The following is a 20251-nucleotide window of genomic DNA, read 5'->3' as shown; positions in this document are numbered from 1 at the left end:
GCTGGACATGTCGCGCGATCCCTCACAAGACCTTCGGAACTTCCTTGGCGAGCAACGCTTTTCCTGCGTTCTGGCCGATCCGCCCTGGCGTTTTGCCAACCGCACCGGAAAGGTGGCGCCGGAGCATCGGCGCCTCTCCCGCTATCCCACGCTGACGCTTGAGGATATTTGCGCGCTTCCGGTGGCCGACCACCTCGAAGACCGTGCGCATTGCTACCTCTGGGTGCCCAACGCTCTGCTGCCCGACGGGCTTCAGGTGCTTCAGGCTTGGGGTTTCGAATACAAATCGAACCTCATCTGGCACAAGGAGCGCAAGGACGGCGGTTCCGACGGACGGGGTGTGGGCTTCTATTTCCGCAACGTCACGGAAGTGATCCTGTTCGGGACGCGCGGCAAGAATGCCCGGACGCTTGCCGCAGGGCGGCGGCAGGTCAATTTCCTTTCCACGCGCAAGCGCGAGCACTCGCGCAAGCCCGATGAGCAATACGAGCTGATCGAGAACTGCTCCTGGGGCCCTTATCTGGAACTTTTCGGGCGGGGTGTGCGGCCTGGCTGGACGGTCTGGGGCAATCAGGCCACGGAGGATTACAAGCCGGACTGGGCAACCTACGCCTACAACTCTTCCCTCGCGGCGGAGTAACCGGCGCTCCTCTGAACCCCGCAATTGCGTTCCCTGATGAAGCCCTCAGGGGGCAATCGGCGGCAGGGGAAATGTTCCCAATCTGCTCGTCGCGCTGCAGGGATGTGTCGCTGAGAAATAGCGACAGGGACGGCAGCGCGCAGGGTGCGCAGCCGGCAATTGAAGCTTGCGATTCCGGATCCTCCTTGACGGCATCCGGTCAGCGGCCGTCTGACCGGGAGCCTGCGGAGTGGAAGGCCGCTTCGGCACATTCCCCTCAACACCCCCGCAATCAGACCGAAGCCGGTCCAGCGCCTCTGGAGCTTCCGCCCCGATTTTCGTCCCCATGGTTTCCCGATGTCTTCTGCGGTGACACGGGGCCCTGCGTCCTGAACGGCAAAACCTTGAGGACCAGGACCGCCGGTTGATGACATTCGAGGACCTGCGGCCCGTGATGCGAGGATCAACTGCGGAATCGTCGCCGGAGACGCAGCGGGAATTGGACGGTCAGACCCCTTGTCGTCCGCGCCCCTCATCCCCCTTAAAAGGCTGCTGGAAAAGGGCATTCAGGTCTGCGTTGGAGCGGAATCGTTCGCACTCCAGCGAGATCCAGCCGGAAATCTCCCCGTTCAGGGTCATTTCGACACCGATTACCCCGATTTTCCAAAGCATCGGCATGATGCTTCAGAACTTTTTCATCAGCTTGTTGGTGACGCTGGGCGGCGCGCTTTCCGGGCAGGACAGCGGCGCCTCATGGTTCTTCGGACTTCTCCTACTGCCCGCCCCGTCACAGCCCCTATCGCAGTGAGAAACATGGCCCTGCCGGATATGTTCTGCCCCGGCTATCCGGGGCAAGCGATCCCTCGCCACGCAAACACCATAATCCCACTAGAGCATCCGGTGCGGAGACGCGAAATCGCGGTCATCCGCAAGGATCAAGGATACAGTCACGCGATCCGGGTCTGCGGTCCGCCGACCAGCCTCCGACATGATCGCCCGCCGAACCGCGCCCGTTCAGATGCGATCGCGCGAGGGTCTGGCGGCCTGCCAAGAAAGCCGGGCATCGGCCCCAATCTACGTCGAAAACCGGAAACCGGTCCGGTCAGGAGCAAAACCCGCGGTTGCCGGGACAACCTCCGGCCACGTGGGAAGACCTCCGCCTCAGGGCAGCTTTTTGGCCTGTGTTGGAGCGGAAATCGTTCGCAATCTGACGGAATCCAGCCGGAAATCCATATACTCTCGCGCGTTTTTGGGCGGATTTTCCGATTTCCGACACATGGGCACGACACTTCAGGACTTTTTCAGGGGCCTGCTAGAGGTCCAGCCCATGTTGCAGCAGCGCCTCGCGGCTGTCGGCTTTCTGGATGGTAACGGGGCGCACCACGCTTGCGGGCAGGCCGATCAGCAGCAGCGGACAGGGATTGCCCACGCCGCGCGCCACGCGGTCGGAGAGCTTGGACCAATGCGTCGTCGCGGGCCCGTATTTGTCGGCCACGAAGATCCGCGCGAAGGCCTCGCCAAAGGGCGTTCCCGCCCGAACGGCCCGCGCGACGAGCGCGCTCTGCCGGTCCGTCCGCCGCTTCATCCCGTGCTCGACCAGCGCCGCCGGATCCTCGATCCGGTTGGCGGAGAGATAGCTGCGCACGATGCCCGGCAACGCGGCCTGCAGGCTGCGGCCCCGCGTCACGATGATGCCCACGGAGATGACCGATTGGGCATGCAGCCGGTGGAAGTTCTCAAGATCACGGTCGAAGAAGGGATCCTTGTTGTTCCACTCGATCTCCAGCGCCAGCGTGCCTGCCCCGGCCAGCCGTACGTGGTCTATCTCATGGCTGGTCCCGTCGCCCAGCGGCTTGCCGTCCAGCGTCGTCTGGATGCGGAAGTTGTGCTTGCGCCAGCCGCATTCGTCCAGATGCCGCCGCATCCGCTGGGTGGAGGGCGCCTCCCCCCCGCCGCTGGCGATCAGTTCGCCGGGGTCGAGCCGGACGTTCAGCAGCGCTTCGATGAGTTCGGAGGTCTCTCGGGGGAAATCCACGCCGAGGATCGCTTCGGCGTGGTTGCGGGCCATCACATCGAAGCCCGCCTTGCGGAGGGCGGCGATACTCACTCCTTGGGCACCACCCTGAGACGCAGCTCCCGGAGCTGGGTCGGTGTCGGGTCGGAGGGCGCATTCATCATCAGGTCCTCGGCCCGCTGGTTCATCGGGAACATGATGACCTCGCGGATGTTCTGCTCATCCGCCAGAAGCATCACGATCCGGTCGATCCCCGCGGCACAGCCACCGTGGGGCGGCGCGCCGTAGTGGAACGCCTTGACCATGCCGCCGAAGCGCTTCTCCACCTCGTCCCGGCCATAGCCCGCAATCTCGAAGGCCTTGAACATGATCTCCGGCTCGTGGTTGCGGATACCGCCGGAGATGAGTTCATAGCCGTTGCAGGCAAGGTCATACTGATAGGCGTGGACGGCCAGCGGATCGCCCTGAAGCGCCTCCATCCCGCCCTGCGGCATGGAGAACGGGTTGTGGGAGAAGTCGATCCCGCCCTCGTCCGTCTTCTCGTACATCGGGAAATCGACGATCCAGGCGAATTCGAACCGGTCGGTCCGGGTCAGCCCCAGTTCGCGCCCGATCTCGTTGCGGGCCTTGCCGGCGACGGCCTCGAACGCTTCCGGCTTGCCGCCGAGGAAGAAGGCCGCATCGCCCGCCTTCAGGCCGAGTTGCAGGCGGATGGCTTCCGTCCGCTCCGGCCCGATGTTCTTGGCGATGGGACCGGCGCCCACGATGGCCTCGCCTTCCTCACGCCAGAAGATGTAGCCCATGCCGGGCAGACCTTCCTTCTGCACGAAGGCGTTCATCCGGTCGCAGAACGCGCGGCTGCCGCCCGTGGGGGCGGGAATCGCACGGATCTGCGTCCCCTCGTTCTCCAGCAGCTTGGCGAAGATGCCGAAGCCGGAGCCGGCGAAATGCTCGGAGACGATTTCCATGCGGATCGGGTTGCGCAGGTCCGGCTTGTCGGAACCATACCACAGCAGCGCGTCGCGATAGGCGATGCGCGGCCAGTCGCCGGACACGTGACGCCCGTTGCCGAATTCCTCGAACAGCCCCTGGATGACAGGTTGCACGGCGGCGAACACGTCCTCCTGCTCCACGAAGGACATCTCCATGTCGAGCTGGTAGAAGTCGGTCGGGCTGCGGTCGGCACGCGGATCCTCGTCGCGGAAGCAGGGCGCGATCTGGAAGTAGCGGTCGAAGCCCGCCACCATGATGAGCTGCTTGAACTGCTGCGGCGCCTGGGGCAGCGCATAGAACTTGCCCGGATGCAGCCGCGACGGCACGAGAAAGTCGCGCGCGCCCTCAGGGCTGGACGCGGTGATGATCGGCGTCTGGAATTCGTTGAAGCCCTGCGCCCACATCTTCTGCCGGATCCAGCGCACCACGTTGGAGCGGAGCATCATGTTGGCGTGGAGCCCCTCGCGCCGCAGGTCGAGGAAGCGGTAGGTGAGGCGGGTCTCCTCCGGGTAGTCCTGCTCGCCGAAGACCGGCAGCGGCAGTTCGTCCGACGGGCCGAGCACTTCCATGTCGATGGCATAGACCTCGATCTCGCCCGTCGGGATCTTGGCGTTCACGAGACTCGCGTCCCGTTCCTTCACGCGCCCGTCGATGCGGATCACGTATTCCGCACGGACCTTTTCCAGCGCGGCAAAGGCGGGGCTGTCGCCATCGGCGATCACCTGGGTGATGCCGTAGTGATCCCGCAGGTCGATGAACAGAACTCCGCCGTGATCGCGCACCCGGTGCACCCAACCGGAGAGACGGACCTCGGCTCCCGCATCGGCGCGGGTCAGCTGGCCGCAGGTATGGCTGCGATAGACGTGCATGACGATCCCCTTCGGAGGCGTTCGGAAAGTGGCGTCGATACACCCCGAGCGGCTCTCGAAGTCAAGTGACGCCGCGCCACCTTATCTGGACAGAACGGAAAAACGGGGCGTAACGTAGTTCTGATTATACGTGAAGAGGGTGACACGATGTGGAACAGGCTTCTCGACCGGATGATCCGATCCCTCATGAAGGAGGGCACCGCGATCATCCATATGCCGGATGGCAGCGTAAACCGCTATGGCGACGGCACAGGAACGCCCGTCACAATCCGCCTTGCAGACCCTGCGCTGCCGCGCAAGATCCTGTCGTCCTTCGATCTCGCCATCGGCGAAGCCTATATGGACGGTCGCCTCACCATAGATGACGACGACCTATATGGCTTCCTCACGCTGGGGATTCGCAATGCGGCAATTGCGCACAGGCATTTTTCCCTGCTGGATCGCTTCCGCCGCCTGCTGCGCCGGGTGGAGACATTCAACCCCATAGGGCGGGCGCAGGCGAATGTGGCGCATCACTACGATCTGTCGGAGGAGCTTTACTCGCTGTTTCTCGATGCCGACCGCCAGTATTCCTGCGCCTATTTCCGCTCGCTGGACGATACGCTGGAACAGGCGCAGAGCCAGAAGAAGGCCCATATCGCCCGCAAGCTGCTGCTCCGGCCCGGCATGCGGGTGCTGGATATCGGCTGCGGCTGGGGCGGGATGGCGCTGACCCTGGCGCGGGACTATGGCGCGCGCGTGGTGGGTGTTACGCTCTCGCAGGAGCAGCACAAGGTCGCGACGGAGCGGGCCCGCGCGGCGGGGCTGGAGGGGCAGGTGGAGTTCCGGCTGACCGATTACCGCAACGTGACCGAGAAATTCGACCGGGTGGTCTCCGTCGGTATGTTCGAACATGTCGGGCTGCCGCACTACCGCGAATATTTCCGGCATGTGAACAACTTCCTGACCGATGACGGGGTGGCGCTGATCCACACGATCGGCCGCACCGATCCGCCGGGCACGACCAGCCGCTGGGTGACGAAATACATCTTCCCGGGCGGTTCCATTCCGGCCATGTCGGAAACCATGGCGGCGGTGGAGAAGGAGAACCTCTACCCCACGGATGTAGAAGTCTGGCGGCTGCATTACGCAGAGACTCTGCGTCATTGGCACGAACGCTTTCTGGTCAACATGGACAGGGTGCGGGAAATCTATGACGAGCGGTTCTGCCGGATGTGGCGCTTCTACCTGATCGGCTCCGAGCTGACCTTCCGCTACAATCACCAGTGCGTCTTCCAGTTCCAGATCGCCCGTCGTCAGGAATCCGTCCCCGTGACGCGGGATTACCTTTACGGCGCGAATGCCCCTGCCCTGCCCGTTCGCAATCCACCGGTGGAACAGCACGGGCCGTGACCTCAGAACGGGCGGATCACCGCGCCCGAATAGAAATACCGCCCGAGCCCCAGCGCGAACAGCAACAGCCCGGCCGCGGCGTGCATGAGCACCGCCGTGCCGAAACCGCCGCCGCGCTTGTAGCCGTAGGCAAAGGCGATGCCGCCCAGGAACGTCACAGCAACCGCGACCCAGTTCCAGTAAAGCAGGTGTGCCCAGGCAAAGACCGCCGCATTGAGAAGCATCCCCCATATGCCGCGCGGCAGAAGCGGCCGGTAGCGGCGGAAGTAGAGCGCACGGAACAGCACCTCCTGCGGCAGCGCCGAGAGCAGCGGATAGAAGATCGCGATTGCCAGCATCAGGCCGGGCTGGCGGCGGGGAAGCTGCAGGAAGCTCCCCGGCGTCAGCCAGAACACGAATGCCGTCAGCACGAGCGCCGACAGCAGGAGAAAGACCGCGACCAGCCGCAGGTCCACCCGGCCCCGCAGAAGTTCCCGCCAGCGGAACCCCGGCGTGACATGCAGGAGCGCGACACCGCCGATCATCAGGGCGAACAGCATGGGAAAGAGCAGCCGCGGTGTCACGGCCAGCGCGAAGACCAGCGGAACCGCCAGATAGAAGCACAGGAACTCCGCCCGGAGGGCCCGGAGCGGCCTTGCTCCGGCGGTGTGGAACTGGGGATCGGACATGGCGCGGACCTGTTTTGCTCCCCTCTCCATCACCCGCGAAGCATTTCAGTTCCATGACCGCTTTGGCCCGCTTCGCGCCCGGCCCTGTCGCGCAAGGGGTTGCGCCCGGTCCGGCGCCGACTATAACGCCGACAATTTGCGCAGCCGTGGGGTCCCGATCATGCCGAAAAGAACCGACATCCAGTCGATCATGATCATCGGGGCAGGCCCCATCATCATCGGTCAGGCCTGCGAGTTCGATTACTCGGGCGTTCAGGCGTGCAAGGCGCTGCGCGAGGAAGGTTACCGGGTCATCCTGGTGAACTCCAACCCCGCCACGATCATGACCGACCCGGAGATGGCCGACGCCACCTATATCGAGCCGATCACACCCGAGGTTGTCGCCCGCATCATCGAGAAGGAACGCCCCGACGCGCTCCTGCCCACGATGGGCGGACAGACCGGCCTGAACACCGCGCTGGCGCTTGCCGACATGGGTGTGCTGGAGAAATTCAACGTCGAGCTGATCGGCGCGAACCGTGAAGCCATTGAAATGGCGGAGGATCGCAAGCTGTTCCGCGAGGCGATGGACCGGATCGGGCTGGAGAATCCCAAGGCCACAATCGTTGCGGCGCCCAAGCTTCCGAACGGCAGATACGACATCAACACCGGCGTGCGGCAGGCGCTGGACGATCTGGAACACATCGGCCTGCCCGCGATCATCCGGCCCGCCTTCACCCTGGGCGGCACGGGCGGCGGCGTGGCCTACAACCGTGACGATTACGAGGCCATCGTGCGCTCCGGCCTGGAAGCCTCGCCGGTCGCGCAGGTGCTGGTGGACGAGAGCCTGCTTGGCTGGAAAGAGTATGAGATGGAGGTGGTCCGCGACAAGGCGGACAACGCGATCATCGTCTGCTCCATCGAGAACATCGACCCGATGGGCGTCCACACGGGCGATTCGGTCACCGTCGCCCCGGCCCTCACGCTGACCGACAAGGAATACCAGATCATGCGCAACGGCTCGATCGCCGTTCTGCGCGAGATCGGGGTGGAAACCGGCGGCTCCAACGTGCAATGGGCGATCAACCCCGCCGACGGGCGCATGGTGGTGATCGAGATGAACCCGCGGGTGTCGCGGTCCTCGGCGCTGGCGTCGAAGGCCACGGGCTTCCCCATCGCCAAGATCGCGGCGAAGCTGGCGGTCGGCTATACGCTGGACGAGCTGGACAACGACATCACCAAGGTCACGCCCGCCTCCTTCGAGCCGACCATCGACTATGTCGTCACCAAGATCCCGCGCTTCGCCTTCGAGAAATTCCCCGGCTCAAAACCCGAACTGACGACCGCGATGAAATCGGTGGGTGAGGTCATGGCCATCGGCCGGACGATCCACGAATCGCTGCAGAAGGCACTGGCCTCCATGGAAACCGGCCTCACCGGTTTCGACGAGATCACGATCCCCGACGCGCCGGAGAAGGCCGCGATCATCAAGGCGATCTCCGCCCGCACGCCCGACCGGCTCCGCCTCATCGCGCAGGCCATGCGCCACGGGCTTTCGGACGGCGAGATCCAGGACGCCACCGCCTTCGACCCGTGGTTCCTGGCCCGCATCCGGGAGATCGTCGAGGCGGAGGGCGAGATCCTCGCCTCCGGCCTGCCTGCGACGGAGGCCGCGATGCGGCGGGCAAAGATGCTCGGCTTCACCGACGCGCGCCTCGCCCGGCTGACCGGCAAGATGGAGAGCGAGATCCGCAAGGCGCGCCGCGCCCTCGGCGTCATGCCGGTGTTCAAGCGCATCGACACCTGCGGCGCCGAGTTCGAGGCCCAGACCCCCTACATGTACTCCACCTACGAGATGCCCGTGATGGGCGAGGTGGAGGATGAGGCCCGTCCCTCCGACCGGAAAAAGGTGGTGATCCTCGGCGGCGGCCCGAACCGGATCGGTCAGGGCATCGAGTTCGACTACTGCTGCTGCCATGCCTGTTTCGCGCTGACGAAGGCCGGGTACGAGACCATCATGGTCAACTGCAACCCGGAGACGGTCTCCACCGACTACGACACTTCCGACCGGCTGTATTTCGAGCCGCTGACCCTGGAGCATGTGCTGGAAATCCTGCGGGTGGAGCAGGAGAACGGCACCTTGCACGGGGTGATCGTGCAGTTCGGCGGGCAGACGCCGCTCAAACTGGCCAACGCGCTTTATGAGGAAGGCATCCCGATCCTCGGCACCACGCCGGATGCCATCGACCTTGCCGAAGACCGGGAGCGGTTCCAGAAGCTCCTGAACGAGCTCGGCCTACGGCAGCCGGTCAACGGCATCGCGTCCAGCCGGGAACAGGCGTTCGAGATCGCGCATCGCGTGGGCTACCCGCTGGTGATCCGCCCCTCTTACGTGCTCGGCGGCCGCGCGATGGAGATCGTGCGCGACGACGCCCATCTCGACCGCTACATCCGTGAAGCCGTGCAGGTGTCGGGCAAAAACCCGGTGTTGCTGGACAGCTATCTCTCCGGCGCGATCGAGGTAGATGTCGATGCGCTCTGCGACGGGACGGATGTCCATGTCTGCGGGATCATGCAGCATATCGAGGAAGCGGGCGTCCATTCGGGCGATTCCGCCTGCTCGCTCCCGCCCTATTCGCTGGATGCGGAGACGGTGGCTGAGCTGAAGCAGCAGACGGTGATGATGGCAAAGGGGCTGAACGTCGTCGGGCTGATGAACGTGCAGTTCGCCATCAAGGACGGCGAGATCTACGTGCTGGAGGTGAACCCGCGCGCCTCGCGGACCGTGCCCTTCGTGGCCAAGGCCACCGATTCGGCCATCGCCTCCATCGCCGCGCGGATCATGGCGGGGGAGAAGCTCACCGCTTTCCCGATGCGCGCGGCCTACCCCGAAGGCGTGGGGCCGGACGATCCGCTGCCGCTCGCCGACCCCATGACGCTGGCCGATCCGCTGACGCCGTGGTTCTCCGTCAAGGAGGTGGTGCTGCCCTTCGCCCGCTTCCCCGGCGTGGACACCCTGCTCGGCCCGGAGATGCGCTCCACCGGCGAGGTGATGGGCTGGGACCGCGACTTCCCCCGCGCCTTCCTGAAGGCGCAGCTCGGCGCGGGCACGGTGCTGCCGACCGAGGGGCGCGTGTTCATCTCCATCAAGGATGCCGACAAGACGGCGGAGATGGCGGAGGCGGCGCGCGATCTTGCCGCACTCGGCTTCACGCTGGTGGCGACGGGCGGCACGCGCGCGTTTCTGGAGACGCATGGCGTCGTGTCGGAACTGGCCCGCAAGGTCTATGAGGGCCGCCCGAACATCGTCGACGACCTGAAGAACGGCCGTATCGCGCTGGTGTTCAACACGACGGAAGGGGCACAGTCCATCGCCGACAGCCGCGACATCCGGCGGGTCGCGCTTTACGATAAGATCCCCTATTTCACCACCGCGGCCGGCGCCATCGCCGCCGTGTCCGCGATGAAATCCCGCCTGCAGGGGGAGTTGACGGTCCGCTCGCTCCAATGACCCGGAAAGCCCCGCCTCGGCGGGGCTTTTTCATGGCGGTAGGTGAAGTGACGCGCTGCCACCCATAGCGCGCTGCCGTCCGAAAGGTCACGCATCGACGGCGAGAGGGTTGGCTGCTCAGCCGTCACGGGCGTGGTGCGGCTCTTACAGGGAGCCTGTCCCCTTCGCGCCGGGTCACCTGAACAGCCCCGCCAACGCTCCAAAACCCACGCTCCAAAACAACGGATCAGCAAAGCCGCACCGCCGCGAAAGCTGCCTCCAGCAAGGACCGACCTGTCCGCCGACGCCCGCCAGAAATCGCCGTCCCGCTCTGGAGGCATCGGTGGAACAGGCGGGGAATTCGGAACCGGGCCTGCGGGAGATAGCGATTGCCCCGTCCTTTCGGCAGGAACCGAACCGCCTTTGGCGGCAGGGCGAAGCCCGTAAGGAGGAGATGGATCAGAAGCACCGCGAGCCGAAGCAAAACCTGCCCCCAGCAAGGACTGTCCGCCGACACCCGGCAGAAATCGCCGTCTCGCTCTGCAAGCGTCGGCGGAACAAGCCGGGGAATTCGGAGCCGGGCCTGCGGGAGGATAGCGACTGCCCCGTCCTTTCGGCAGGCACCGAACCGCCTGTGGCGGCAGAGCGAAGCTCATAGGGCGCGGCGACGGTCCTGACCGCGCCGCCCGGATCATCAGCTCCCGGCGGGCGGTACGACGGGGCAATGGCGCTTCACAGCAGGTTCACGCGCCCGTCGCTACCTCAAGCCGGGCGCGCCTCGATCGAGCGCCGCGCGCCCAAGGACCCGCCCGTGATCGCCCGACGCCAGGGCGATGACCCACGCGCCCGCAAGCTAGCGCGACCGTTCAGGCAGCGTGGGCGCCCGCGGAGAGTTTTGAGACCTGGGCCAGCACTTCCTCCACCGGCTTACCCTGCCCGATCAGGTTGACGATGGCGGAGCCGACGACCGCGCCATCGGCCACGGAGGCGATGTCCCGCGCCGCTTCGGGCGTGGTGATGCCGAAACCGACGATCACCGGCAGATCCGTCGCCGCCTTGATCCGCACGACTTCCGGCGCGACGGAGGCGGCCTGCGCGGCCTGCGCGCCGGTGATCCCGGTGACGGAGACATAATAGACGAAGCCCGAGGTGTTCTGCAGCACCGTGCCCAGCCGCGCCTCATCCGTGGTCGGGGTGGCGAGACGGATGAAGTTGATGCCCTGCGCCTGCGCGGGCAGGCAAAGCTCCGCATCCTCCTCCGGCGGCAGGTCCACGACGATCAGCCCGTCGATGCCCGCCTCTTTCGCCTCCGCCAGAAACCGCGCGACACCGCGGGAATAGATCGGGTTGTAATAGCCCATCATCACGATCGGGGTGGTGTCGTCGCCCTTGCGGAATTCGCGCACCATGTGGAGCGTCCGGTCAAGCGTCTGCCCGCCCTCCAGCGCCCTTTGACCGGCGCGCTGGATCGTCGGCCCGTCGGCCATCGGATCGGTGAAGGGATGGCCCAGTTCGATCACATCCACCCCCGCGGCGGGGAGGCCCTTCATGACCGCAAGAGAGGTGTCCACATCCGGGTCGCCCGCCATGATGTAGGAGACGAAGGCCTTGCGACCCTCTGCTTTCAGGGCGGCGAATTTCGCGTCGATGCGGCTCATCGTTTCCTCCGGCTGGTCGGTTCCGATGTGCCGGAAGCAGGCCGCGAAGGCAAGCGTGCTTCGCCACATCGACAGGACCACGGGGCCGCAAGCGGAAGCGCCGGAGACCGCAGGCGGCAGGGCCGGGACTGGGCTAGAAGGGCCGCAGCGGGCCGGAGATCACCCAATGGGTGCCGAACCTGTCCCGCACCATGCCGACCGCACCCCTTGCCCAATAGGCCGTGTTCCAGCGGAAAACCAGCGTCCCCCCCTCCGACAGACGCTCGAAAAGCGCTTCTCCCTCCGCATCGCTGTCGGCGGCATAGCTGACGGAGACGGCGGTTTGCGGCCGCCCGTCCATGCCCGGCGGAAAATCGGACGCCATGAGCACCGCGCCGCCCACGTCCAGCACCCCGTTCACCACGAGTTCCGACCCGGCCATCTCCGGCGGCAGGTCCGGCGCGTCCTTGTAGCGCAGCAGCGAAACGGTGCCGCCGAAGATGCCGGCATACCAGTCGAGCGCCTCGGCGCAGTTGCCCTGAAAGTAGAGGTAGGGAACGAAACCCATGCCGCCTGCGCCCTTCTGCTGCCCTTCGACCTTCTCCCGCCGCATCTAGCGCCCCGTGCCGGGCGGACAATACTTGCAGAGAGTGCGCCGCCCCCCTAGAGAGACGCAGACACAGCACAGCGGAATTTCGGGCCAGGAGGGCAGAGCCATGGGCTTCAGGATGGGTATCGTCGGGCTGCCGAATGTCGGCAAGTCCACCCTGTTCAACGCGCTGACCCGCACCGCAGCGGCGCAGGCGGCGAACTTCCCCTTCTGCACCATCGAGCCGAACGTGGGCGAGGTGGCCGTGCCGGACAAGCGGCTCGACCGGCTGGCCGCCATCGCGGGGTCGAAACAGATCATCCCGACGCGGATCACCTTCGTCGATATCGCGGGCCTCGTGCGCGGCGCGTCCAAGGGCGAGGGCCTGGGCAACCAGTTTCTTGCCAACATCCGCGAAGTGGACGCCATCGCCCATGTGCTCCGCTGTTTCGAGGATGGCGACATCACCCATGTAGAGGGGCGCGTCGATCCGGTCGCCGATGCGGAGACGATCGAGACGGAACTGATGATCGCCGACATGGAATCGATCGAGCGCCGCCTCGCCAACCTTCAGCGCAAGTTGAAGGGCGGGGACAAGGAGGCGAAGGATCAGGACCGCCTGCTGCGCGTGGCGCTCGATGTGCTGAACGCGGGCCAGCCGGCGCGGACCGTCACCGTGTCGGAGGAGGATCGCAGGCTCTGGGATCAGCTTCAGCTTCTGACCGCGAAACCCGTGCTCTACGTTTGCAACGTGGCGGAATCCGAAGCCGCGACAGGCAACGCGCTGACGGAGAAGGTGGCGGAGAAGGCGCGGGCCGAAGGGGCCGCGACCGTCGTCATCTCCGCCCGGATCGAGGAGGAGATCAGCCAGCTCGACCCGGAGGAAGCGGAGATGTTCCTCTCCGAACTGGGGCTGGAGGAGCCGGGACTGGACCGTCTGATCCGCGCGGCCTACGATCTGCTGGGTCTGCGCACCTATTTCACCGTCGGCCCGAAGGAAGCCCGTGCCTGGACGATCACTCAGGGGATGCTCGCGCCGCAGGCGGCGGGCGTCATCCATGGGGATTTCGAAAAGGGCTTCATCCGCGCGGAAACCGTGGGCTACGATGATTATGTCGCAGGCAACGGCGAGGCAGGCGCACGCGAGAACGGCAAGTTCCGCGTGGAGGGCAAGACCTACGAGGTGCAGGACGGCGACGTGCTCCACTTCCTGTTCAACGCCTGACATCACCGCACAGAAGCGATGCAGACTGGCGATGAAGGAGCAGCGCTTCCCGCCTCCGCGGCCCGCCGGTCAGCGTGAAAGCCCCGGACGGCTTGGCTCTTGGAGCCACCGACCGGGGCCTGCGCGAAACGTCCAGCTTCGCCTTTGGCCGCAGGGAGCCTTTCGGCGCAGGGCACTTTCCGATGAGAGCTTTTCTGAGGAGAGCTTTCCGGTGGAGCCGCTTCGACAACCGGCCCCGCCATTCGACCCCGCTATTGCGCTACACCTTGGCCTTGCGAAAGAGCCGGGCGCAGTTTCGGAGCCATGGCGTTTTCGCCTCTGCTCCTGCCAGCGATGGCCCCGTCCCCATACTCACCGGCTGAGGTTGCCCGGGACGCGCGGCCCAGCCGCCGCTCCTGCGCGAAACGTCCAGCTTCGCTTTCCCTCACAGGGAGCCTTTCGCCGCAGGGCGCTTTCCGAGGAGAGCTTGCCTGAGGAGAGCGCTTTCTGGCGGAGCCGCTTCGACAAACGACCCCGCCATTCCGCTGCCCGCTGGCCTTGCGAAAGAGCCGGGCGCAGTTTCGGAGCCGTGGCGCTTTCGCCCCTTCTCCTCCTGCCAGCGATGGCCCCGTCAGCATAATTCACCGGCGGAGCGCGGCCCGGCCGTCGCTCCTGCGGAAGGCGAAACCTTCGCGACGGAGAAACGGCCCCTGTTGACGGGCGCCTTGGCGCTTACCTGCGGCAGCGCCCTCTCTGAACGCGCAGGGAGAAGTCGGCGGGTCCGGGACGGTCGGCCCTGCGGGTCACCACCACCACGCCGACGGAGCAATTCTGGCTCTGCACCGAATAGCCGTCCCGGGTGCGGGTGATGCTCTCGATCGGTTGCTGGCCCAGCCCGTCCGCCACCTGTCCATTCCCGAGAATGGCGTGGATGACCGCCGCGCTTTCGTAAAAACCCGACATGCGGGCCATGGCGGGCGAGCCGAGCAGACAGGCGGCGGCAAAGGCGATGATCAGGCGATGCATGGGATACTCCCCTCCAGTGCTCCTGCGTCTCTTGTGGGCCGATCCTCGCAAAGGCTCAAGGGGCGGAGCGCAGCGCGGGCAGGACTCCGCCCTGTTGCGGAAAACGCCGAATGATGGCATGTCGCTGCGCTTCGCGGTCTTTCGACATGAACACCGGCGTCCTACATCGCCGGGGATGAAAGGACGACACATGAACGCCGTGCCCCCCCCCCTACCGCCTGTCGGTGGCCCCGATGATCGACCTGACCGACCGGCATTGCCGCTACCTGCACCGGCAGATGAGCCGCCATACGCTGCTCTACACGGAAATGGTCGTGGCGGCGGCGCTGGTGCGCGGCGGGGCGCTACGGCTTCTGGACCACGATCCGTCGGAACACCCTGTCGCCGTGCAGCTGGGCGGGTCCGAGCCGGAGGAGCTGGCCGCAGCGGCGCGGATCTGCGCCGGTCACGGCTACCGCGAGATCAACCTGAACGTCGGCTGCCCCTCGGACCGCGTTCAATCGGGCTGCTTCGGGGCCGTGCTGATGCGGGATCCTGCGCTGGTCGGCGACTGTCTGGCCGCGATGCGCGAGGCGGCGGCGGGCGCGGAGGTGACGGTGAAGTGCCGCATCGGCGTCGATGACCAGGTGCCACAGGAGGTGCTTCCCGCCTTTCTGGAGACGGTGCGGGGCGCGGGTATCCGCCGCGTCATCGTCCACGCGCGGAAGGCATGGCTGAAGGGCCTGAGCCCCAAGGAGAACCGGGAGATCCCGCCGCTCGACTATCCGCTGGTGCTGTCGATGAAGCAGGCCTTCCCCGACCTCACCATCGTCATCAACGGCGGAATCAGCAGCCTCACCACGGCGCGGGAGCTGCTGGATCAGGGGCTGGACGGTGTGATGATCGGGCGCGCGGCCTATCACGATCCGGGGGAAATCCTGCTCCCCGCCGACCGGCTGATGTTCGCAAGTGCTGCCGCCGACCGCAGCCCGGAGGCCGTGGTCGCGGCGATGCGACCCTATATCGCGCGCCACCTTGCCATCGGCGGCAGGCTCGGCGCCATTACGCGGCACATGCTCGGCCTGTTCGCGGGGCGCCCCGGCGCGCGGTCCTGGCGGCGGAGCCTGTCGGAAGCCGGCTCCCGCCCCGATGCGGGTCTCGATGCGCTGGATCGTGCGCTGGAGGAAATTCTCGCCGCCGCCTGAGCCGCAACGCGCGGCTCTCTGCCTTCAGATCACCACCGCCGCGCCGTGGACGGAGGAACCGACGTTCCGCCGGAAGGCATCGAACAATTCCCGTCCCATGCCGGAGTGATGGGCGGAGAGATCCTCGACCACCGGGTCGCGCAGGAGAAAATCGGGATGCAGGTTTTCCAGCGTCCCCCCCACCGCATCGAGCCGCAGCACATCGCCATCCCGGACGCGCGCCAGCGGGCCACCCTCGGCGGCCTCCGGGCTGACATGGATTGCGGCGGGCACCTTGCCCGATGCGCCCGACATCCGACCATCCGTGACCAGTGCCACGCGCAGACCCTTGTCCTGCAGCACGGCGAGGATCGGCGTCAGGCTGTGAAGCTCCGGCATGCCATTCGCGCGCGGGCCCTGAAACCGGACGACGACGATCGTATCAGCCGTGAATTCGCCTGCCCTGAAGGCTGCCTTCACATCCTCCTGATTGGCGAAGACGCGGGCCGGCGCCTCGATGAAGCGACGCTCCTCCGCCACGGCGGAAACCTTGATGACCCCGCGCCCCAGATTGCCGTGCAGCTGCCGGAGGCCACCCTGCTGCTGGAACGGATCGGCGGCGCCCCGCAGGATCTGCGGGTTCAGCGATTCGCCCGATCCCTGCCGCCAGCCGAGGCCGCCCTCTTCCAGCACAGGTTCCTGCGTGTAGAGGCCGAGCCCCTCCCCCGCGACCGTCCGGGTATCGGGATGCAGCAGCCCCGCCTCCAGCAGCTCCCCGATCATGTAACCCAGACCGCCCGCCGCATGGAAATGGTTCACGTCGGCCAGTCCGTTCGGATAGACGCGCGCCATCAGCGGCGTAATGGCGGAGAGGCTGTCGAAATCCTCCAGATCCAGAATGACCCCCGCCGCCCGCGCCATCGCGGGAAGATGCAGGACATGGTTTGTGGACCCGCCCGTCGCCATCAGGCCGACGATGCCGTTCACGAAAGTCCGCTCATCCAGAATTTCCGCGACCGGCGTATAACCATTGCCGAGCGCGGTGATCGCCGCCGCGCGTTCCACCCCCGCGACGGTCAGCGCCTCCCGCAGCGGTGTGTTCGGGTTGACGAAACTGGAGCCCGGCAGTTGCAGGCCCATGAACTCCATCAGCATCTGGTTGGAATTTGCCGTGCCATAGAAGGTGCAGGTTCCGGGGCCGTGATAGCTTTCCATCTCTGCCCGCATCAGTTCCTCCCGCCCGACCTTTCCGGCGGCGAACAGCTCCCGCACCTTGGCCTTTTCCGAATTGGGCAGGCCGGACGTCATCGGGCCGGAGGGCAGGAACACCGCGGGAATGTGGCCGAAGCTTGCCGCCGCGATGACCAGCCCGGGAACGATCTTGTCGCAGACACCGAGGTAAAGCGCCGCGTCGAACGTGTCATGCGACAGCCCGACCGCGGCAGCCAGCGCGATCACGTCGCGGGAGAACAGCGACAGCTCCATCCCCGCGCGGCCCTGCGTCACCCCGTCGCACATGGCAGGCACCCCGCCCGCGACCTGCGCCGTGGCTCCGATGCGCCGCGCTGCGGCACGGATCACATCGGGGAAGCGCTCGTAGGGCTGGTGGGACGACAGCATGTCGTTATAGGCGGTGATGATGCCGATGTTGGGCGCCTTGTCTGCGGCAAGCTCCGCCTTGTCGCCCGGGGTCGCGGCGGCATAGGCATGGGCCTGATTGCCGCAGGCCAGATGCCCCCGCGCCGGTCCCGCCTCACGGGCCCGCCTGATACGGTCGAGATAGGATGAACGCGCCTCCCTGCTCCGCTTGCGGATGCGTTCGGTAACGTCGGCAAGTGTCGCATCGAGTGGCATGGCGCTGCTCCTTCCGTCATCTTCGCAGCACTAACATGGCTGTCATACGCTAACAATTCCATGCCGGAGCGCCCGTTGCGCGGAAATTCCCTCCCGCAGTGGCATGTCGTTCCCGGATCATGCGCGGATTGCATATCCGGCCCACATTTTCTGCGGTAGCTAAGTCAGATTTGCTGACCTATATAAGGGCGATCCGCAACCATCCACACGGGAGAAGGCCGATGAAACTGCTTGAGACCGAGATCCGTGGCGAACCGAAATCCGTCCCCGAGATCGTCCGCGAAGCGTCCGAATTGCGCGCCCAGACCATCGCCCGCCTGATGCCGAAAGTGTTTGCATGGCTCGCCCATCCGCTGCACCGGCAAGGTTCCGCGCACCACGCGCATTGACGAAACCCGTCTGAGGACGGAAAAGCCCCGGCAGACTCCGGGGCTTTCGCATGTCCGGGGGGCCTGATGCCGAGGGGCCTGTGCCGAACCGTCCCCAGACGCGCCGAGAACTCACCTGGAGAACCCATGACCTACCCGACCGTCAGACTCAAACCGAAGGCCGAAGCCCGCGCCATCCGCCACGGCTTTCCTTGGGTCTATGCCGACGAACTGGTCACCGACCGCCGCACCAAGGGGCTGGAACCCGGTGCGCTCGCCGTGCTGGAGGACGGAGAACGGCGGGTGCTGGGCCTTGTCACGGTCAATTCCAATTCGCGCATCGTCTGCCGGATGATCGACCGGGATCCGGCGGCGGTTATCGACGAGGCATGGTTCGCGGCCCGTCTCCAGCGGGCGCTCGCGCTCCGCGAGACGCTGTTCGACGCGCCCTACTACCGGCTCGTCCATGCAGAGGCGGATGGCCTGCCGGGCGTGGTGATCGACCGTTTCGGCGATGCCGCCGTGATCCAGCCGAACGCCGCCTGGTCGGAGACGCTGATCGGGCCGCTTTCCGCCGCGCTGGCAAAGGTCACGGGCGTGACCACCATCATCCGCAACGGCATGGGCCGGGCCCGGACGCTGGAGGGGCTGCCGGAGGAGCTGACGGTGCTGCGGGGCGCGATGGAGGCGCCCGTTCCGGTGCCCATGAACGGCGCGACCTATATGGCCGACCTGCTCGGCGGGCAGAAGACCGGGCTGTTCTTCGACCAGCGCCCCAACCACGCCTTTGCCCAGCGTCTGGCGAAGGGCGCGCGGGTGCTGGACGTGTTTTCCCATGTCGGGGGCTTTTCGCTGGCAGCCCTTGCGGGCGGGGCGGAGCGGGCGCTTGCGGTGGACAGTTCCGCCCCGGCGTTGAAGCTGGCCAAGGACGGCGCCGTTGCCATGGGGGCGGAGGTACGCTTCGCCACCCGTCAGGGCGATGCCTTCGCCACGCTGGAAGCGCTGGCGGCCGAGGGGGCGCAATTCGACCTCGTCGTCTGCGATCCGCCGGCTTTCGCGCCTTCCAAGCAGGCGCTGGAGGCAGGTCTGCGGGCCTATGAACGCGTGGCCCGTCTCGCCGCGCCGCTGGTGGCGCCCGGCGGCTATCTGGGGCTGTGCTCCTGCTCGCATGCCGCCGATCTCGCCGCCTTCCGGGGGGCCAATGTGCGGGGCATCGGGCGGAGCGGACGGCGGGCGCAACTGCTGCACACGGGCTTTGCCGGGCCGGACCATCCGCTGATGCCGCAACTGGCGGAGTCGGGCTATCTGAAGGCGCTGTTCTTCCGGCTCGACTGACCGGACCTGAACCAACGGAGCCGGCGATGCGGGTACTGATCGACGCCAATGTCCTCTACCCCACGGTGTTGCGGGAAATCGTGACCGGGGTGGCGGCGGAAGGGATGTTCACCCCGCTCTGGTCGACGCGGATACTGGAGGAATGGGCTCTGGCCGCGCGCCGCCTCGGCCCCGGACAGGAGGTGGTGGCGCGGGGGGAAATCGCGCTCCTCCACGCCCGCTGGCCGGAGGCGGAGGTCGCGGCGGGCGATACGATAGGGGATACGGGGGGACTTTACCTGCCCGATCCCGACGACATCCACGTTCTTGCCGCTGCCAAGGCGGGCGGGGCGGAGGTGATCCTCACCCAGAACCTCAAGGACTTTCCGCGCCGCGAGCTGGAGATACATCTGCTTCGCGCCGAAGCGCCGGATGATTTCCTGATGGATCTGTGGCTCCGCCATCCTGCGGACGTCGAAAGGGTCGTCCGGGCGGTGCAGGGGCGGACGGAGGAGATCTCCGGGCGAGAGCAGCCGCTGCGCGCCCTTCTCCGCCGGGCCCGGCTGCCCCGGCTGGGCAAGGCGCTGACCTGAAAGCGGGGTGCCGAAATGGATATGTCCACCGGCAAATTCCGGCGGCGCAGGAGGCTTTTGGCACCGCTCTAACAGGCCGCTGAAAAAGTCGTGGGCCACCCGAACTTGCTTTGAACAAAAAACGGTCCGGTCACGAGCCAAAACCTGCGATTTTCGGGGACATTTTCAACCATGTCGAGAAGGCTTCCGCCCCGGAGCACCCTCGGAATGCTTTCCAGCACCCTGCCCACAGGCTGCTACAAAAGCTCTGAAGGGTCATGTCCATGCTCTGGAAATCGGAAAATCAGCCCCGGAATCACCAGAAATGCGTGGATTTCAGGCTGAACTTCCCCAGATTGCGAACGATTTTCGCTCCAGCGCAGAGGTAGAGGCTTTTTTCCAGCAGCCTGTTAAGAGGTTGCTGAAAAAGTCCGAAGTGTCATGCCTATGTGCCGGAAATCGGCCCGGAAACGCCCGGAAGTCTATAGATTTCCGGCTGG

Annotated in this window: 16 protein-coding genes; 9 read left to right on the top strand and 7 right to left on the bottom strand. The window is 66.0% G+C overall.

The window, feature by feature from the left end; translation table 11 throughout:
• The first annotated feature begins 7 nt into the window (after positions 1 to 7).
• Together CDV49_RS12680 and CDV49_RS20245 are read left to right on the top strand one after the other, a co-directional pair.
• On the top strand, positions 8 to 640 hold the full coding sequence (locus CDV49_RS12680; protein WP_035708349.1) for an MT-A70 family methyltransferase: 633 nt from the start codon (positions 8 to 10) through the stop codon (positions 638 to 640).
• Positions 641 to 1046: 406 nt separating this feature from the next.
• On the top strand, positions 1047 to 1427 hold the full coding sequence (locus CDV49_RS20245; RefSeq protein ID WP_143413169.1) for a hypothetical protein: 381 nt from the start codon (positions 1047 to 1049) through the stop codon (positions 1425 to 1427).
• A 504-nt stretch (positions 1428 to 1931) separates the two neighbouring features.
• On the opposite strand, the gene CDV49_RS12670 is transcribed toward CDV49_RS20245, so the two are convergent.
• Positions 1932 to 2726, bottom strand: coding sequence for a BglII/BstYI family type II restriction endonuclease (locus CDV49_RS12670; RefSeq protein WP_256947330.1), 795 nt, complete (start codon positions 2724 to 2726; stop codon positions 1932 to 1934).
• Positions 2723 to 4495 carry an aspartate--tRNA ligase gene (aspS, locus tag CDV49_RS12665; RefSeq protein WP_088215794.1) on the bottom strand — a complete coding sequence of 591 codons (1773 nt, stop codon included), beginning with the start codon at positions 4493 to 4495 and terminating at the stop codon, positions 2723 to 2725. Before aspS ends, CDV49_RS12670 begins: the two co-directional genes overlap by 4 nt.
• A 147-nt stretch (positions 4496 to 4642) precedes the next feature.
• Here aspS and CDV49_RS12660 point away from each other — a divergent pair, with 147 nt between their 5' ends.
• Positions 4643 to 5887 (top strand): SAM-dependent methyltransferase, encoded by a 1245-nt coding sequence (locus CDV49_RS12660; RefSeq protein WP_088215793.1) that lies wholly within the window; start codon positions 4643 to 4645, stop codon positions 5885 to 5887.
• A 2-nt stretch (positions 5888 to 5889) separates the two neighbouring features.
• On the opposite strand, the gene CDV49_RS12655 is transcribed toward CDV49_RS12660, so the two are convergent.
• Positions 5890 to 6555 (bottom strand): CPBP family glutamic-type intramembrane protease, encoded by a 666-nt coding sequence (locus tag CDV49_RS12655; RefSeq protein WP_179209196.1) that lies wholly within the window; start codon positions 6553 to 6555, stop codon positions 5890 to 5892.
• A 160-nt stretch (positions 6556 to 6715) separates the two neighbouring features.
• Here CDV49_RS12655 and carB point away from each other — a divergent pair, with 160 nt between their 5' ends.
• Positions 6716 to 10045, top strand: coding sequence for a carbamoyl-phosphate synthase large subunit (gene carB, locus CDV49_RS12650; RefSeq protein ID WP_088215791.1), 3330 nt, complete (start codon positions 6716 to 6718; stop codon positions 10043 to 10045).
• Positions 10046 to 10890: 845 nt separating this feature from the next.
• Here carB and trpA read toward each other — a convergent pair.
• Together trpA and CDV49_RS12640 are read right to left on the bottom strand one after the other, a co-directional pair.
• Positions 10891 to 11682 carry a tryptophan synthase subunit alpha gene (trpA, locus tag CDV49_RS12645; protein WP_088215857.1) on the bottom strand — a complete coding sequence of 264 codons (792 nt, stop codon included), beginning with the start codon at positions 11680 to 11682 and terminating at the stop codon, positions 10891 to 10893.
• A 133-nt stretch (positions 11683 to 11815) separates the two neighbouring features.
• Complete coding sequence (locus CDV49_RS12640; RefSeq protein ID WP_088215790.1) at positions 11816 to 12274, bottom strand: VOC family protein; 459 nt, start codon at positions 12272 to 12274, stop codon at positions 11816 to 11818.
• Positions 12275 to 12377: 103 nt separating this feature from the next.
• Here CDV49_RS12640 and ychF point away from each other — a divergent pair, with 103 nt between their 5' ends.
• Positions 12378 to 13475 (top strand): redox-regulated ATPase YchF, encoded by a 1098-nt coding sequence (gene ychF, locus CDV49_RS12635; RefSeq protein ID WP_088215789.1) that lies wholly within the window; start codon positions 12378 to 12380, stop codon positions 13473 to 13475.
• A gap of 711 nt (positions 13476 to 14186) precedes the next feature.
• On the opposite strand, the gene CDV49_RS12630 is transcribed toward ychF, so the two are convergent.
• Positions 14187 to 14480, bottom strand: coding sequence for a hypothetical protein (locus CDV49_RS12630; RefSeq protein WP_088215788.1), 294 nt, complete (start codon positions 14478 to 14480; stop codon positions 14187 to 14189).
• Positions 14481 to 14698: 218 nt separating this feature from the next.
• Here CDV49_RS12630 and dusA point away from each other — a divergent pair, with 218 nt between their 5' ends.
• On the top strand, positions 14699 to 15664 hold the full coding sequence (gene dusA / locus CDV49_RS12625) for a tRNA dihydrouridine(20/20a) synthase DusA (RefSeq protein ID WP_256947337.1): 966 nt from the start codon (positions 14699 to 14701) through the stop codon (positions 15662 to 15664).
• A gap of 24 nt (positions 15665 to 15688) precedes the next feature.
• On the opposite strand, the gene edd is transcribed toward dusA, so the two are convergent.
• Entirely contained in the window at positions 15689 to 17497 is a 1809-nt protein-coding gene (gene edd / locus CDV49_RS12620; RefSeq protein WP_088215786.1) for a phosphogluconate dehydratase, read from the bottom strand.
• 221 nt (positions 17498 to 17718) lie between these two features.
• Here edd and CDV49_RS20495 point away from each other — a divergent pair, with 221 nt between their 5' ends.
• From CDV49_RS20495 to CDV49_RS12610, 3 genes are all read left to right on the top strand, one after another.
• Positions 17719 to 17886 carry an RSP_7527 family protein gene (locus CDV49_RS20495; RefSeq protein WP_179209195.1) on the top strand — a complete coding sequence of 56 codons (168 nt, stop codon included), beginning with the start codon at positions 17719 to 17721 and terminating at the stop codon, positions 17884 to 17886.
• Between the two features lie 126 nt (positions 17887 to 18012).
• On the top strand, positions 18013 to 19200 hold the full coding sequence (locus CDV49_RS12615; RefSeq protein WP_088215785.1) for an RSP_2647 family RNA methyltransferase: 1188 nt from the start codon (positions 18013 to 18015) through the stop codon (positions 19198 to 19200).
• A gap of 26 nt (positions 19201 to 19226) precedes the next feature.
• A complete protein-coding gene (locus CDV49_RS12610; RefSeq protein ID WP_088215784.1) occupies positions 19227 to 19772 on the top strand; it encodes an RSP_2648 family PIN domain-containing protein in 546 nt (181 codons plus the stop codon).
• Positions 19773 to 20251 lie beyond the last annotated feature (479 nt).

The sequence above is a fragment of the Haematobacter genomosp. 1 genome, assembly GCF_002196855.1.
GTDB lineage: Bacteria > Pseudomonadota > Alphaproteobacteria > Rhodobacterales > Rhodobacteraceae > Haematobacter.
The sequence above is the reverse complement of the archived record's forward strand: the minus strand, read 5'-3'. Positions and strand labels throughout refer to the sequence as shown.

Bases quoted from the DNA above. Each gene is read 5' to 3' on its own strand.
- CDV49_RS12680 (WP_035708349.1), top strand. From the start codon at position 8: ATGTCGCGCGATCCCTCACAAGACCTTCGGAACTTCCTTGGCGAGCAA.
- CDV49_RS20245 (WP_143413169.1), top strand. From the start codon at position 1,047: ATGACATTCGAGGACCTGCGGCCCGTGATGCGAGGATCAACTGCGGAA.
- aspS (WP_088215794.1), bottom strand. From the start codon at position 4,495: ATGCACGTCTATCGCAGCCATACCTGCGGCCAGCTGACCCGCGCCGAT.
- CDV49_RS12660 (WP_088215793.1), top strand. From the start codon at position 4,643: ATGTGGAACAGGCTTCTCGACCGGATGATCCGATCCCTCATGAAGGAG.
- CDV49_RS12655 (WP_179209196.1), bottom strand. From the start codon at position 6,555: ATGTCCGATCCCCAGTTCCACACCGCCGGAGCAAGGCCGCTCCGGGCC.
- carB (WP_088215791.1), top strand. From the start codon at position 6,716: ATGCCGAAAAGAACCGACATCCAGTCGATCATGATCATCGGGGCAGGC.
- trpA (WP_088215857.1), bottom strand. From the start codon at position 11,682: ATGAGCCGCATCGACGCGAAATTCGCCGCCCTGAAAGCAGAGGGTCGC.
- CDV49_RS12640 (WP_088215790.1), bottom strand. From the start codon at position 12,274: ATGCGGCGGGAGAAGGTCGAAGGGCAGCAGAAGGGCGCAGGCGGCATG.
- ychF (WP_088215789.1), top strand. From the start codon at position 12,378: ATGGGCTTCAGGATGGGTATCGTCGGGCTGCCGAATGTCGGCAAGTCC.
- CDV49_RS12630 (WP_088215788.1), bottom strand. From the start codon at position 14,480: ATGCATCGCCTGATCATCGCCTTTGCCGCCGCCTGTCTGCTCGGCTCG.
- edd (WP_088215786.1), bottom strand. From the start codon at position 17,497: ATGCCACTCGATGCGACACTTGCCGACGTTACCGAACGCATCCGCAAG.
- CDV49_RS20495 (WP_179209195.1), top strand. From the start codon at position 17,719: ATGAAACTGCTTGAGACCGAGATCCGTGGCGAACCGAAATCCGTCCCC.
- CDV49_RS12615 (WP_088215785.1), top strand. From the start codon at position 18,013: ATGACCTACCCGACCGTCAGACTCAAACCGAAGGCCGAAGCCCGCGCC.
- CDV49_RS12610 (WP_088215784.1), top strand. From the start codon at position 19,227: ATGCGGGTACTGATCGACGCCAATGTCCTCTACCCCACGGTGTTGCGG.